Genomic DNA, 12,453 nt, shown 5'->3' on the forward strand with positions numbered 1-12,453 from the left:
CCGTCCTTCAGGGCCCACCGAAGATCGGCAACACGAGTTTCACCATCCGCTGAAGTAGGTAACGGCTTGGATCTCAGGCTTTACTTCGACGATCGGATCGGCATCACAGTTGCTGCACCGTGGTGGCTTCTCGACATCTGCGTACACCGTCTCACACCCTTCGCAGACGAAATATCTGAGTCCTAGCACAGTAGTGGATTGGGACCGTTCGTGCAAATTGCTGTCGCAGGCTAAGCGGATCGGGCAACTGGACTGTTCGCTCATTCCGGCGGCTGTCGACCGATGACCGCATAAAATGGGTCCGTCCCCGGTTGGTCGATGATTCGCTCCGTCGCTCCGAATCCCCCAGCCTTAAAGTACTCTTCGACGAGCGCCGCTCGTTCGTCCATCGATCGGGTTCGCCAAGCCCGAATCGCTTTTGTCGGAAACATTCGGTTGGTGAAACTCACGATCGCAGCGCCGTCAGCCGTGAGGGCGCGGCCGAATTCGCTGAACACGTCACCGGGGTACTGCAGATACTGTACTGACAAGGCACAACAGACGACATCGAACGAATCTTCTTCGAGTGGGAGCGTCTGGTTGCTATTGAAATCCTGCAGGAAATATTCGTCTAGACAGTCGTTTGCTTCGAGTTCAGCTTCGTTGAGGCCGTGGGCAACAACGTACCCCGGTGAGATGTCCGGGAGAAACGACACCCAGCTACTCATCGCATCAAAGACACGATCTCCCGGCGTCATCTCCGATTCGTATACTGTCGTTAGCCGAGTCGTGAATGCATCGTCTGCGTGAGTGACGAATCGAGGTGACTCGTAAAAATGCGTGTCGTCACTGGTATCGATCTTCTGCCGATCGACATCTGATAGAACTCTCGGCACAGTACTCCCAGTCAGGGCTTTGAGAGTTAAGTACACACTGTCTGCTGAACAGGTCGTCACATTTCCGGAACTGGAGGACAGCCGCTGGTGATCGGCTAGCAGTCCTCGGCGGCGTTTCGGAACGCGACAAGCGCCAGTTCGGCACACCGGAGCCGTGACGGTGTCAGATCCATCCCGACTACGTCTTCAAGCGTTTCACTATCCCATTCAACGATCTCGGTGACCGGTGCCCCGATCATTTGCTCGGAGAGCAGTGAGGCCGTTGCCTGTGAGAGTGTACAGCCTCGACCAGTGAACTGGACCGTTTCGACGACCGGTGGTGTCTCGTCGGACAGGTTCACCGTTATTGCTATTTCATCACCATCGGGATGTGTCGGGCCGACACACTGAGGGTTGCTCGTTTCATTCTCGATATCTGGATCCGTAAGCGTCCCGTAGTTCCGGGGATTTCGTGAGTGGTCAGCGAGCAACTCCCTAATCAGCGTCTTGTCCATACATAGTACTGGGCTTGAATGATGAAGAAGGGTCTGGACATTACCAGTATGACGCTGGAATACATCCTGATGCTGACCAGTATCCAGACTCAGTGACTGCTGCACGCCTCGATATTCGGTGGTTTGCGACGGACGGTTTTTCGATTCATTCTGTCGAAACACGAGCGGATAACGACACCTGGGAGTGTCAACGGGATCGGCACCCAAACGCCCACAGAACCCGATTACGCTTTCATGAACCGCCATCAGGAGCGGACATTATTGAGGTTGAACTTGCGTCTGTGCATCCGCTCGAAGTCTACTCGACAATTATGAACGCGATCAAACAGCGTATTGATCACCTGCGGTGAGTTCGTTCTTACCGAGAGTGCACTAATGACACAGATCAGATGATCCGTGCTGTGTCAACCTTCTCAGCTGAAATGCGTGAGTTGCGTGAGACACTCGAAATGTACAAAGGACAGTTCGTTGTCGATTACTCAACGTTCGCTGAGACATTTCGGACAGATCCGACACCACACAATGGGGCCATAGAGGAGACTCTACGCTGATATAAATCCGTAGACGCAGATCAGTGGCAGATTGCAGCCGATACGTCTCCTTGTTAAACAGTACCGCAGTCAACGCCAGCGAACAAGGAGTGCAGCAGGCAGTAGTTCAATTACTTCCCAGGCATCGAGCGCGTGTACCACCACGCCCACAGGATGAGGACGCCTTGCAGCGGAAGCCGACTCCATTGGGCGGTCGGAGACGGGTTAAGCGTCCAACCAAACACACCCGTCACCGTCACGTCACTGACGGCCATATAGATGTTCGCCGGGAAGATGACAATCAGGAGGGCGATAACACCCCAAGCAGCGAGTTTTCGCGTCCGTGAGGACAACAATCCGACGCCAAGAGCAATCTCGGCGACGCCCGAGAGATACGCAAGCACAAGCGGATAGGGAAGCATTGGGGGGACGATCTGTGCGAACGCTTCCGGGATGATGAAATGGGTGATTCCGGCGATGATATAACTCAAGGCCATCACGTAGAGCAACGGTCGTTTCAGGCGAGCGAGAAAATAACTGGCGTCCATACTGTCTATCTCTTAGCTTGCGGGGACAAGAGATCTTACCCACGAGTTGTAGTGGTAGTTTGTTCCACAGAGTGACGGAGCGTATCCACGCCGTGAACGGCGTGGTATTTCGCCTGTTCAGCTTATAAAAATCGAATTACCCGTCTGCCACTCGGCTTTTGCACTTCCGTTTCGTACAGCATATATGGATGAGAACCCTACTGGCGACGAAGCAGATCACTCAGAGATTATTTTCGAACTACACGAGGAATTAGCCGCAACAGCGGAGCGACCCGTCGAACAAACTCCCAGCAGATATATCGGCGAAGCGGAAGCGATCGCGGCCGATCTTATCGATGCACCGACTGATCGGGAACTGATCCGGAACCGCGCGACACACATCGTCTCGCTACTGGAAAACGTCAAAGAGACGGGGGATCAAGCGGCGACTGAGCGTGTCGAAACCGCGAAGACGCTCGCTACCAAGCTTTCTTCCGAAGACCCGCCGGATTGACTCACGGAGCTTCGAGGCGTTGATACTGTCGGGCATACCTTCGTACTAATATACGACATCTTGATACGCAATTTTTCACAGGCTTGACTCCGACAGGATAATAATAGCTTGTTCTCCTATAGAGTCGTTGTAGCGATTTAGCAAACATCGCCGATATGGCTGGTGATGGCGGCTAACAGACTACTTCCCCCAGAACGGGTCACGCTTGCGGCGTTTGTCTAGATACATCCGCAGCGCCTCCAGTTCGTCGGCGGGGATTTCGTCGGCCAACTCCTGCTCCAGAATCTTCGCGTGTTTTTCGGGGAGCTCGGTCCACAGCTCGTCGCCCTCCTCGATCTGGCGGCCGACCGTCGGGCCGTCGATGGAGGCGGCGATCGACTCGCCGGCGCGGGCCGAATCGACGTCTTCGCCAGCGTCCTGCAGCGACTTCAGCTCGCCGATGCGCTCGGGCTCGTTGCCCGCCCACTTGACGACGCGGGAGTTTCGCTTGAGGGTCCCCGAGAGAACCTCGACGCCGACGACGGCCGGGTTCGACTGTCTGAAGGTGTGATCTTCGAGGATGCGGAATCGGCAGGGTCGTTGTATCTTGTCGAGGATCTGCTCCTGTTGGGCGTCCTCGATCGCGGCGACGTGTTCCTCGTACTCCTCGATGAGCTGGTAGATGACGTCGTCAGCGAAGAGATTGACGTTCCCCTGCTCGATCTCGCGAGCAGCGTCGTCGAGGACGTCGACGTTGAACGCGAGGATGGCGGCGTGTTTCGGTTCGTCGGCCGTGGAGGCGACGGCCACGTCCCGGGGAGCCACGTCGCCCACTTCCGCGCGGACGATCGGGATCTCGGCCTCGCCGAGCGCCGCGGCGATCGCTTCGAGCGAGCCGAGCGTGTCGGCCTTGACGACGACGCCCTGCTCTTCAGTGACGACCTCGATGTCGGCGAGTTCGGCGCGGACCTCCGCGACGACCTCCTCGAGGTTCCGATCCCGGACGACGCGGACGGGCGCGCCCGCCATCGCGTCGTCGAGGTCCGGCGCGGCGATCTTGACACCCGCGGCCGCCCGGACGATATCGACCTGTTCGAACTGCTTTTCGGTCCGGATCTCCGCCAGCGGTCGCGGTTGGAGCAGCGCCCGCACGTCCGTGATGATCGGTTCGTTCTTCCCGCCGACGACGATGGTGTCATCGCCCCGGAGCGTCCCGTCGTAGAGGACGGTGTCGATCGTCGCGCCGAAGCCGCGTTCCTCTTTGACCTCGAGGACGGTCCCGATCCCCGGCCCCTCGGTGTCGATCGACATCTCGGATTTGAGATACCGCTGTGAGAGGCCCATGAGGACGGTCAGGAGGTCCGGGATCCCCTCGCCGGTCTCGGCGGAGACGGGGACGACGCCGATGTTCTCACGGAAGTTCTGGACGCGCCAGTACATGTCGGCCGAAAAGCCCTCCTCGGAGAGTTCCCCGATGAGTTCGTAGAGCTTCTCGTTGAGCCGCGACTCCGCCCGATCACTCTGGCGTTCGAGCGTCGCCTGCACCGGCGTGTCCGGGTTGGGGTTCCAGCCGGGGATCGTGTCGATCTTGTTCGCGGCGACGATGAACGGCGTCTGCGTGCGTTTCAGGATGTCGAGCGCCTCGTGGGTCTGCGGCTGGAAGCCGTCGTTCACGTCGACGACGAGAATGGCGATATCGGCGAGCGCGCCGCCGCGCGAACGGAGCGTCGAGAACGAATGGTGTCCCGGCGTGTCGATGAACAGCAGGCCGGGCAGGTCGAAATCGTCCGGGTTGACGAGGCTGCCGGCGATATCCGAGATCGTCGAGAGCGGGACGGCGGTCGCCCCGATGTGTTGGGTGATCGCTCCGGCCTCGCCCGCCGTGACGGCGGAGCCGCGGACCTCGTCCAGCAGACTCGTCTTTCCGTGATCGACGTGGCCGAGGACGGCCACGATCGGCGTCCGCAACTGCGTGCCGTCTCCGGCGTCGGTGGTGTCGGATTCAGACATAGAAAAGCCCCTTATCCTTTGTGGCCCCCCGCGCCATATAACCGTTTCAATGTCCGGACGACGGGGATCCGAGCACGCGGCCGTCGACCGCTACCGCGATCGCTCGCGTTACGCTTTTTCGTTCTCGCCTCCTACGCGGTCGTAGATGGACTCCGCCGCACTGCTCGATCTGCTCGGCAACGAGAACCGTAGGCGGATCCTGCGATTGCTCTCGCGGAAGCCCTGTTACGTTACGGAGATCAGCGAGTACCTCGGCGTGAGTCCGAAGGCGGTCATCGACCACCTCCGAAAGCTCGAAGAGGCCGGGCTAGTCGAATCGCACGTCGACGATGGCCGGCGAAAGTATTTCTCGATCGCCAGAAACCTCCGACTGGAGGTGAACGTCTCGCCGTACGAGTTCGGGACGAAGAGCGCCTACTCGGCCTCTCCGAACCTCGACATCACCTCCTGGCGTCACGTCTCGTTGCACGTCGACCGCGCGAACGCGGCGAGAGACGGGCGTGAGGACGCGCACAGCGGGGCCGACGACCGCGACATCGCCGCCCTCGCTGCGGACCTCGAACAGCTCGAACAACTCGAAAACGAGCTCTCGATGGCCCAGAGATGGGTGCAGGGTCGGCTCACGGACACGCTGGATCGAATCAGCGCACACTTCGAGGGGGTCGACGGGCGTTTCTACGGCGACCTCCTCCGCGGGCTCGCATGCGGCCCGGAAACGGCCGAAAGTCTCGCCAAGAAGGCCGAAGCGCCGCCGGAGATCGTCCGCGATGCGCTCGAGGGGCTCTCGGCGCACGGCGTCGTCGACCGCGACGGCGACCACTGGCGACTCGTCGCCGGCGAGCCCTGACCGGCCCTTCAGAGCTCTCTTGTCAGCCCGTCTCGGAGGTCCCGGCCGAAGTACATCCCGGCCGCTGCAACGATTGCGCCGATCCCGCCCGCGAGCGCCGCGAGCGAGATCCCGACGCCGCCGAGGAAAGCCACGACGGCGAAGTCGAGGAGCGTGCTCACGGCGGCGGCGAGTCCGCCCGCCAGGGCTGTCTCGGCGTATCTGCGCTCCGAGGTGACGAGTCCGAACAGGAACGTTGCGGCGAAGATCCCGAGGAGCCCGGCACCGGGAAGCGGGATCACGGTGCCCGCAGCGAAGACGCCGCCCGCGGTGAGGAGCAACGCCGCGAGGAAGATCCGGGGCGCGAACAGCGTCCCGGCGCGCTCGGCGGCGCGGGCACGGAGGCCTCCCGACGCCTTCTCGGTCCTCGCCCGCGGTCGCTGTCCGTCGGCGTCGGTCTCGAACTCCGGGGCGAGTTCGAACTCGGCGTGGAACTCGTCATCGCCGTCACCGGAACGATCCCGAGTCCGGGTTCGATCGCGGCTCATACCGTCCGTTGGATCGCAAGCGGTATCGGTCTTTCCCACCCGGTAGCGACGAGACGCCTCCGGCGATCCCGGCACGTTCGTCTGGTTAGCCAACAGTTGTGACCCCGTGGCCCCACACGAACGTATGAGTACATCCGATGGCGGACACCGCAGCGAGGCGGTCGCGGCTATTGCCGACCGCGAGTACGGGACCGCGGGCGACAGATACACCCGCGCCGGGAGGCGCGTCCTCGCCGACCCCCGCCCCGACGTCGACCCGTTCGCCTCCGACCCGAAGGGCTGGGTCGGCATCGGGATCGGGTATCTGGCGACCGCCGCCGTCTGCTACCGCGTGGCCGGGGCGGGCGAGCGAGCCACTCGACGGAGCGTCGAGGGCATCGCCGTCGCGCGGGACCTCGCCGCCGGCCTGGATCGCCCCGTCCAGCGGGCCTGCCTCGCGGAGTTCGTCGCCGACTTCCGGGTGATCGGGGGGACCGGCGACGCGGCCACCGCGTACGACGAGGCGGCCGACGCCTACGAATCCTCGCCGCCGGACGAGCGGGGGCCACAGTACTGGGGGACGACGCCCCTCTTCGAGGCCGCCGCCGCGCCAATCAAACAGGTCGCCAGAACCCTGGATAACGGCGAAATTGCCGTCACCTGGGAGGACCTCCACGGCTCCGACCCCGCCGATCTCGGGGCCTTCCTCGGTGCGCGCCCGACCTACAAGCGACAGCGATTCCCGGGGCTGTTGGAGCGCGTGACCGAGGCCGGCGTCCTCGCCGCCCCCCGCGGGACGACGGAGTACTCGACCGACCACCACCGCTGTCCCGACTGCGGGAGCACCGACGTCAACTGGGCCGCCGAGAACACGCTCTGTCTGCGGTGTTCGCGCCCGACTGCGGAGCAGTGACCGCCCCACACCCAACGTCGACGGATCGGGGTCAGATCCCGTAGGGATCGAACGACGGGCGGGTGTCCGTCCCCCGCGGACAGTCGTACTCCGCTCGGAACCGGTCGGCGAGCTCGCGGCCCGCCGCCGAAAACAGCAGAAGAACGCCGTAGGGCTCCGTGTGCGTCGACGCGCCCAGTTCGTCTGGATCGAGGAACACCGCCTCGGCGGCCGGATCGCCGACGCCAGGGATCGACTCGAAGAGGTCCTCGAGCGGCAACAGCCCAGTCAACACGTTCGGGACGAACGCGCCTTCGGGCAGCGGTTCGCGGGGCTGCAGACAGCAGACCCCGACCGGGTCGTCGCCCGCGGTCATGGTGACCGAGATGGGTTCCGTCGCTCCTGGCTCCCAGGCCTCCCGGGCAACGTCGGGCGGCGTGACGCCGACGGCAAAGCCCGCGTCGACGCGGTCGAGCCGTTCCAGCGCCGTCAGCCGCCAAGGCTCCGACTCGGCCGCGGGATCGCCCTCGAGGGTCGCCTCGATCCGATCGCCGGTTCGGAGCTCGTCGACCGATGGCTGCAACCCGCCGTAGCCGGACTGGTAAACGGTGTAGAGCGTAGGCGCGTCCGTTGACTGGAGGTTGTAGTGGGGCACCGACTCGAAGACGCGATAGACGCGGAAGGTCCCGGAGCGTTCGGCCATGTTCGCACGACGGGTTCCAGCGGCCTCCGTCTTCCGGCCCGATGGCTCGCGATCTCGTATCTCGTCCCGGCAGAGCCCTCAGCGCTCGGGCAAGCGCCCCCCGTCGATCGCGACGTTCTCGCCGCTTACGTACTCGGCCGCGTCGCTCAGGAAAAACAGCGTCGGCGCGGCGACGTCGTCGAAGCTGGCCGCCCGCCCACGCGGGAACGACGACACGTCGGAGACGGTGTTCTCGACGGCGAACGGCGAGACGGCGTTCACCGTGACGCCGTCGTCTTGGGTGTCGGCGGCCGCCATCCGAGTGAACATCAACACGCCGGTCTTCGCGACGAAGTAGGGGAAGTTCACCGGGTGAGCGTGCATCCGGTCGCTGTCGGCGAAGCCGACGTTGACGATCCGGCCCCACCCGGACTCGCACATGGCGGGGAGCGCACGCCGCGAGCAAAGCACCGTCCCGTAAAACGTCGTTTCGACGACGTTTCGCCACGACTCCCACTCTATTTTCGTCCAGTGTCGGGCGTCGAAGTCGCCGACGTTGTTGATCAATACGTCGACCGGTCCCAGTTCCGACTCGACGGCCTCGAACATCGAGTCGACGTCGTCCGGGTCAGTGATGTCGGCGCCGACGGTGACGGCGTCGACGCCGCGCTCGCGCGCTTCCGCTGCGGTGGCCTCCGCGGCAGCGTCGCTCTCGTTGTAGTGGACCGCGACGTTCGCACCACAGTTGGCGATCCGAAGCAGTAGTTCCCGACCGACGCGTTTCGCGCTGCCGGTCACGAGCGCCGTGCGTCCGCTCAGGTCCGGTGACAGGGACATAGACAACGTAGGGGGCTCGCCGTCTTGAACCGACGGGTGGCGGCGACGCTCTCCTCACGTCCAGGCCTCGGATCAGATCGAGTGCGCGACTCGTTCGCCGACGTCGAGGCCGTTCGAAAGCGCCGCGTGGACTCGTCCCTCACCGGCGACCCAATCGCCGAGACAGTACAGGTCGGCCGCTTCGGCCGCGAGCACAGGGTCGCGCGCGACGCCAGCCTCGGGCAGCGCGTACCGCCACCCCTGGTGATCGCTCCACGTCGGCTCTCCGAGGCGCTCGTCGCCGACGATGTCCGCCGCGAGTTCGGCCAACTCGGCGACGTTCTCGGCGGGGTCGCGGTCGTAGTGCTCGCTCGACCACTCGCCGCCCGCCTGTACGACGAGCACCGACTCGCCCTCGGGGGCGTGCCCCGTTTTGCACTCCTCGCGGGAGATCCACCCGACAGCGTGGTCCTTTTTGGGATTGACGAGCCCGTAGTACGGGCGATCGAGCCGGAAGGGATACCGAAGGACGGCCGTCCAAATCGTCCGATACGGAACCGCTGCGGCCGCCTCGCGGAGCGCGTCCCCACGCTCGTCGTCCCACTCGGCGTCGTCGAGCAACGCGGCCGTCTGCGGCGCGGGCGGATTCAGACACAACACGTCGAACGGTCCCCACGAGCCGCCCTCCGCGTCGACGAGCGTCCAGCTCTCGCCATCTCGCCGGATCGTCTCGACGGGCGTTCGTCGGTGAACCGTCGCCTCGGCCCGCTCGAAGAGCCGCTTTGCGATCTGGGTCAGGCCGGTTTCGTAGCTCCACTTGTGACCGTCCGCGTCGCGCCCCGGCGAGACTGCTCCCGATCTATCGAAGGTGTAGATCGGCTCGGAGATATCCGCGATTCCGTCCGTTTCCAGCGTCTCGGTGAGGAGTTCGACGACGCGCTCGTCGTCGGATTTGACGTAGTTCGCGCCGTAGTCGTAGATGAGGCCGTCGCCTCGCCGAGTCGCGGCGCGGCCGCAGAGCCCGCCGGACTTCTCGAGGACGGTCACGTCGGCCTTGGGGACGGTTCGTTCGATGGTGAACGCCGCGGCGGCGGCGGCCGCACCGGCACCGACGATCCCGATGGTTTGCATACCTCTCCGGACGTGCCGAACGCACTAAAACACCGGTTTCGCGGTCATCCGCGACGGCGTATCCCAACGATTAGAACCCTCATCGATGGAGGACGACCATGGTCAGACGGCGGCTCGGGACGAGCCTCTACGCCGGGGTGTTGTTCACCGCGCTCGGGCTGCTCCCGTGGGCGAGCGGCCGGCCGTTCATCTTCCCGAGTCTCGGTCCGTCAGCGTTCACCTTGACATTCGACCGGGCCCGAACGTACCGGGTCGTCGGTAGCCACGCCATCGACACAGTCGCCGGGTTCGCGCTCGGAGTCACACCCGCGATCGTGGGGTCGTTCTTCGATCGTTGATCGCCACGCGAGCGAACGCGCGCGCCCGTTCGCCCTCGGGGTTCTTCTTCCGGGTCCCCGACGGGTCGCCGTCGGTCGGAGCCCAGCCGCCCGTCGTCGCGTCCGCTTCGGTCTCGGCGATGGGCATGTCCGCGACGTCGTACTCCTCGAAGAAGACCTTCAAGAAGTCCCGGAGCGTCGATCCCTCGAAGGTGTACTCGAAGCTGTGCTTGCCGATCTCAGTCCTGACGTTGCCGGTACATCGGACCTCGACGGTCGTTTGCGTCCTCGACGCCCGCCGGGAGATCGCAGTCGTACCCTGCCGGAACGTACGCGCAAAGCGGATCGCTCGCGAGCGGGTCCCCGGTGGTCGCGAACGCCCGCGAACGGCTGCCGAAATGGACGACGACGTGACCGTGGTACAGCTCAACGACCGAGAGCCGCAGTTTCTCTACCGAAGCTCGATGACAGAGGATACACCTACGCGACGATCGAAACTGACGACAGCGCCGTGACCGCGATCTGGGAGTAGCCGTTAGGCCGTTACCGCTTCGGGAATCGGGCGACGAACTCGTTCGGATGTCGCTGTTCGACCTCGTAGCCCTCGGCGTCGAAGGCCTCAACCTCCGCTTGGAACTCGCAGAACAACGGCTTCGGTTCGTGGTCCTCGAGGATCGTCAGCGTCTCGCCGGGCGACCACTCCCCAAAGGCCGAGTGGATCTTTGGGTGGCGCTCCGCCGGCGGGACGTCTCGAACGTCGAGTGTGGTACCGGACATGCACGCTCGGCTACCCGTTCACCTCCCGAGACGCCGTTGCCGAACACGTTCGGACGGCGCGATCCCGCCGCCTGAGATCCCCCGGGGCGATTTATGTGCCGCGCCTCCAACCGTCGCACATGACCGACTCCACCAGCGGGTTCGGATCGAAGCGCGGTCGGGCATCGGGACACCCTTACACCCTCGAAGTGCTCCCGAACGGTCCCGACGATCCGAACGGCGAGTACACGTTCGTCCCGCAGAATGCGGACGGCGACGAGCGGCTCACCCAGTGGATCAGCGCTGACCGAGGAGTGATCGTCGAGCTCTCGGCGTGGCGCTGACCACCAGCATAAGTCAATGATAAGTATTGGGGGACGGTTTTCGGCGTATGGCAATCGATCGCCGGACCAAGATGTCGCCCGAGGAGACCGATGCCTTCCTCGGATCCCACGAGACGGGGGTGATGTCGCTCGCGCGGACGGACGAGCCGTACGCGATCCCGATATCGTACGGGTACGATGCGTCGAACGGGCAGTTTTACACGCGATTGGTCTCGACCCCGGAGAGCGAAAAGCGACGATTTCTCGACTCGAATCCGGACGCACGGTTGGTCGTCTACGAGGCCGACGGCGACACGTATCGGAGCGTCATCGCCACCGGGACGCTCGTTCGGATTGACCCGCAGGAACTGACCGTCGAAGATGTCCAACAGTACGGCGACGCCAAGCGGCCGCTCTTCGAGATATGGCCGAAACAGAAGGGGGAACTCGATATCGAACTCTACCGGCTCGACCCGGAGACGCTCAGCGGCCGTCTCATCGAAATCTCCCGCGAAAAGTAGCCCGCGCGCTGGCTGCCCGGGTCACGCCATCTCGAAGTGCGTCGCCCTCACGGACTCGATGCACACCGGACAGCCGCTCGAGAGGATCGCCTCTCGCATCGAGGCGTTGACCTCGATCTCCTGTTTGCAGTCGGGGCAGACGAAGATGTACGTACTCATTGTCGGATCTCGGCCACCGGGCGTGCGGTCGTTTCGCGTGTACGACATTCTATGTGATATATCGATTGGGTTTCGGACGGCTGCGGCAGTCGATTCGTGCGATTCGGGTCGGAAGCGCCGAAAGTCGACACTGTCAGTCGGCCGCCTCTGGCGTCGCGACACTCGAGGAGAGCCCGATGGTCAGGCCCTCGGACTCCCCGAGCGAGATGGTGACGTCGTCGAACGTTCGCCGATACTCGCTCGCGTGTTTGCCGTCGGTGCTGAGCCGAACGCGCTCTTCGACGAGCCCCGCCTCGGTCAGCTGTTCGAGTTTTCGGTAGGTCGTCGAGCGCGGGACGTCGCACCGCTCGGTCAGCTCGCCCGCGGTCAGCGCCTCGTCAGTCGTCGCTTCGAGCAGCGCCCGGCAGTCGGGATCCTCAAGCGCGGCCAGGATCGCCCCGCAGTCGGCCACGCTCGAACGGTCCTTCGTCGTCGCTCGTAGGCCATCTCTCGGGTGAACTTCGGCTGCCATTGTCGTGTCTTACGCAACGTCCTGTCCGGTGGCGTAATCCATCCCTCAGTATAGAGGGTATTT

General features: G+C 63.7%; 17 protein-coding genes and 1 pseudogene. 6 read left to right on the plus strand and 12 right to left on the minus strand.

The genetic code is table 11. The features are described 5' to 3' along the window. Window positions 1-260: 260 nt before the first annotated feature. From DM868_RS02015 to DM868_RS02030, 3 genes are all read right to left on the minus strand, one after another. Window positions 261-875 carry a class I SAM-dependent methyltransferase gene (locus DM868_RS02015; RefSeq protein WP_137275695.1) on the minus strand — a complete coding sequence of 205 codons (615 nt, stop codon included), beginning with the start codon at window positions 873-875 and terminating at the stop codon, window positions 261-263. A gap of 95 nt (window positions 876-970) precedes the next feature. Continuing rightward, complete coding sequence (locus DM868_RS02020) at window positions 971-1,369, minus strand: iron-sulfur cluster assembly scaffold protein (protein ID WP_137275186.1); 399 nt, start codon at window positions 1,367-1,369, stop codon at window positions 971-973. A gap of 661 nt (window positions 1,370-2,030) precedes the next feature. Continuing rightward, window positions 2,031-2,447, minus strand: a complete 417-nt coding sequence (locus tag DM868_RS02030; RefSeq protein WP_137275187.1) for a DoxX family protein — start codon at window positions 2,445-2,447, stop codon at window positions 2,031-2,033. A 184-nt stretch (window positions 2,448-2,631) separates the two neighbouring features. Between DM868_RS02030 and DM868_RS02035 the strand changes: the two genes are divergently transcribed. Further along, window positions 2,632-2,940 (plus strand): hypothetical protein, encoded by a 309-nt coding sequence (locus DM868_RS02035; protein ID WP_137275188.1) that lies wholly within the window; start codon window positions 2,632-2,634, stop codon window positions 2,938-2,940. A 180-nt stretch (window positions 2,941-3,120) separates the two neighbouring features. Here DM868_RS02035 and infB read toward each other — a convergent pair whose 3' ends face one another. Beyond that, window positions 3,121-4,929 (minus strand): translation initiation factor IF-2, encoded by a 1,809-nt coding sequence (infB, locus tag DM868_RS02040; RefSeq protein WP_137275189.1) that lies wholly within the window; start codon window positions 4,927-4,929, stop codon window positions 3,121-3,123. 145 nt (window positions 4,930-5,074) lie between these two features. On the opposite strand from infB, the gene DM868_RS02045 reads away from it, so the two are divergent. Next, window positions 5,075-5,776, plus strand: coding sequence for an ArsR/SmtB family transcription factor (locus DM868_RS02045; RefSeq protein ID WP_137275190.1), 702 nt, complete (start codon window positions 5,075-5,077; stop codon window positions 5,774-5,776). A gap of 8 nt (window positions 5,777-5,784) precedes the next feature. On the opposite strand, the gene DM868_RS02050 is transcribed toward DM868_RS02045, so the two are convergent. Beyond that, complete coding sequence (locus tag DM868_RS02050) at window positions 5,785-6,303, minus strand: hypothetical protein (RefSeq protein WP_137275191.1); 519 nt, start codon at window positions 6,301-6,303, stop codon at window positions 5,785-5,787. A gap of 124 nt (window positions 6,304-6,427) precedes the next feature. On the opposite strand from DM868_RS02050, the gene DM868_RS02055 reads away from it, so the two are divergent. Then, window positions 6,428-7,195 (plus strand): hypothetical protein, encoded by a 768-nt coding sequence (locus DM868_RS02055; RefSeq protein ID WP_137275192.1) that lies wholly within the window; start codon window positions 6,428-6,430, stop codon window positions 7,193-7,195. A gap of 31 nt (window positions 7,196-7,226) precedes the next feature. Here the strand turns inward: DM868_RS02055 and DM868_RS02060 are convergent, their stop codons facing one another. The 3 genes from DM868_RS02060 to DM868_RS02070 form a co-directional block, all read right to left on the minus strand. After that, window positions 7,227-7,877: a hypothetical protein gene (locus DM868_RS02060; protein ID WP_137275193.1), complete on the minus strand. Its 651-nt coding sequence runs from the start codon at window positions 7,875-7,877 to the stop codon at window positions 7,227-7,229. 78 nt (window positions 7,878-7,955) lie between these two features. Then, window positions 7,956-8,693, minus strand: a complete 738-nt coding sequence (locus DM868_RS02065; protein WP_137275194.1) for an SDR family NAD(P)-dependent oxidoreductase — start codon at window positions 8,691-8,693, stop codon at window positions 7,956-7,958. Between the two features lie 72 nt (window positions 8,694-8,765). Further along, window positions 8,766-9,803: an NAD(P)/FAD-dependent oxidoreductase gene (locus DM868_RS02070; protein ID WP_137275195.1), complete on the minus strand. Its 1,038-nt coding sequence runs from the start codon at window positions 9,801-9,803 to the stop codon at window positions 8,766-8,768. A gap of 98 nt (window positions 9,804-9,901) precedes the next feature. On the opposite strand from DM868_RS02070, the pseudogene DM868_RS15700 reads away from it, so the two are divergent. Next, window positions 9,902-10,096: pseudogene (locus tag DM868_RS15700) on the plus strand (HPP family protein); the annotation flags it as partial. A gap of 7 nt (window positions 10,097-10,103) precedes the next feature. On the opposite strand, the gene DM868_RS02080 reads toward DM868_RS15700, so the two are convergent. Then, window positions 10,104-10,427: a pterin cluster protein gene (locus DM868_RS02080; RefSeq protein ID WP_246049013.1), complete on the minus strand. Its 324-nt coding sequence runs from the start codon at window positions 10,425-10,427 to the stop codon at window positions 10,104-10,106. A gap of 236 nt (window positions 10,428-10,663) precedes the next feature. Further along, the gene (locus tag DM868_RS02085) at window positions 10,664-10,897 is read right to left on the minus strand and encodes a DUF2249 domain-containing protein (RefSeq protein WP_137275196.1); all 234 of its coding nucleotides are present in this window, start codon (window positions 10,895-10,897) and stop codon (window positions 10,664-10,666) included. Between the two features lie 119 nt (window positions 10,898-11,016). On the opposite strand from DM868_RS02085, the gene DM868_RS02090 reads away from it, so the two are divergent. Then, entirely contained in the window at window positions 11,017-11,220 is a 204-nt protein-coding gene (locus tag DM868_RS02090; RefSeq protein WP_137275197.1) for a DUF7511 domain-containing protein, read from the plus strand. A 47-nt stretch (window positions 11,221-11,267) separates the two neighbouring features. Further along, window positions 11,268-11,720, plus strand: coding sequence for a pyridoxamine 5'-phosphate oxidase family protein (locus DM868_RS02095; protein ID WP_137275198.1), 453 nt, complete (start codon window positions 11,268-11,270; stop codon window positions 11,718-11,720). A 21-nt stretch (window positions 11,721-11,741) separates the two neighbouring features. Here the strand turns inward: DM868_RS02095 and DM868_RS02100 are convergent, their stop codons facing one another. Next, window positions 11,742-11,879: a DUF7560 family zinc ribbon protein gene (locus DM868_RS02100; protein WP_137275199.1), complete on the minus strand. Its 138-nt coding sequence runs from the start codon at window positions 11,877-11,879 to the stop codon at window positions 11,742-11,744. 133 nt (window positions 11,880-12,012) lie between these two features. Further along, entirely contained in the window at window positions 12,013-12,390 is a 378-nt protein-coding gene (locus DM868_RS02105) for a winged helix-turn-helix domain-containing protein (RefSeq protein WP_137275200.1), read from the minus strand. Between the last annotated feature and the right edge of the window lie 63 nt (window positions 12,391-12,453).

It is taken from the genome of Natronomonas salsuginis (assembly GCF_005239135.1).
GTDB lineage: Archaea > Halobacteriota > Halobacteria > Halobacteriales > Haloarculaceae > Natronomonas > Natronomonas salsuginis.

What these genes read in the sequence shown, in the direction of transcription:
- DM868_RS02020 (WP_137275186.1), bottom strand. Translation starts at nt 1,369, where the DNA reads ATGGACAAGACGCTGATTAGGGAGTTGCTCGCTGACCACTCACGAAAT.
- DM868_RS02030 (WP_137275187.1), bottom strand. Translation starts at nt 2,447, where the DNA reads ATGGACGCCAGTTATTTTCTCGCTCGCCTGAAACGACCGTTGCTCTAC.
- DM868_RS02035 (WP_137275188.1), top strand. Translation starts at nt 2,632, where the DNA reads ATGGATGAGAACCCTACTGGCGACGAAGCAGATCACTCAGAGATTATT.
- infB (WP_137275189.1), bottom strand. Translation starts at nt 4,929, where the DNA reads ATGTCTGAATCCGACACCACCGACGCCGGAGACGGCACGCAGTTGCGG.
- DM868_RS02045 (WP_137275190.1), top strand. Translation starts at nt 5,075, where the DNA reads ATGGACTCCGCCGCACTGCTCGATCTGCTCGGCAACGAGAACCGTAGG.
- DM868_RS02050 (WP_137275191.1), bottom strand. Translation starts at nt 6,303, where the DNA reads ATGAGCCGCGATCGAACCCGGACTCGGGATCGTTCCGGTGACGGCGAT.
- DM868_RS02055 (WP_137275192.1), top strand. Translation starts at nt 6,428, where the DNA reads ATGAGTACATCCGATGGCGGACACCGCAGCGAGGCGGTCGCGGCTATT.
- DM868_RS02060 (WP_137275193.1), bottom strand. Translation starts at nt 7,877, where the DNA reads ATGGCCGAACGCTCCGGGACCTTCCGCGTCTATCGCGTCTTCGAGTCG.
- DM868_RS02065 (WP_137275194.1), bottom strand. Translation starts at nt 8,693, where the DNA reads ATGTCCCTGTCACCGGACCTGAGCGGACGCACGGCGCTCGTGACCGGC.
- DM868_RS02070 (WP_137275195.1), bottom strand. Translation starts at nt 9,803, where the DNA reads ATGCAAACCATCGGGATCGTCGGTGCCGGTGCGGCCGCCGCCGCCGCG.
- DM868_RS02085 (WP_137275196.1), bottom strand. Translation starts at nt 10,897, where the DNA reads ATGTCCGGTACCACACTCGACGTTCGAGACGTCCCGCCGGCGGAGCGC.
- DM868_RS02090 (WP_137275197.1), top strand. Translation starts at nt 11,017, where the DNA reads ATGACCGACTCCACCAGCGGGTTCGGATCGAAGCGCGGTCGGGCATCG.
- DM868_RS02095 (WP_137275198.1), top strand. Translation starts at nt 11,268, where the DNA reads ATGGCAATCGATCGCCGGACCAAGATGTCGCCCGAGGAGACCGATGCC.
- DM868_RS02100 (WP_137275199.1), bottom strand. Translation starts at nt 11,879, where the DNA reads ATGAGTACGTACATCTTCGTCTGCCCCGACTGCAAACAGGAGATCGAG.
- DM868_RS02105 (WP_137275200.1), bottom strand. Translation starts at nt 12,390, where the DNA reads ATGGCAGCCGAAGTTCACCCGAGAGATGGCCTACGAGCGACGACGAAG.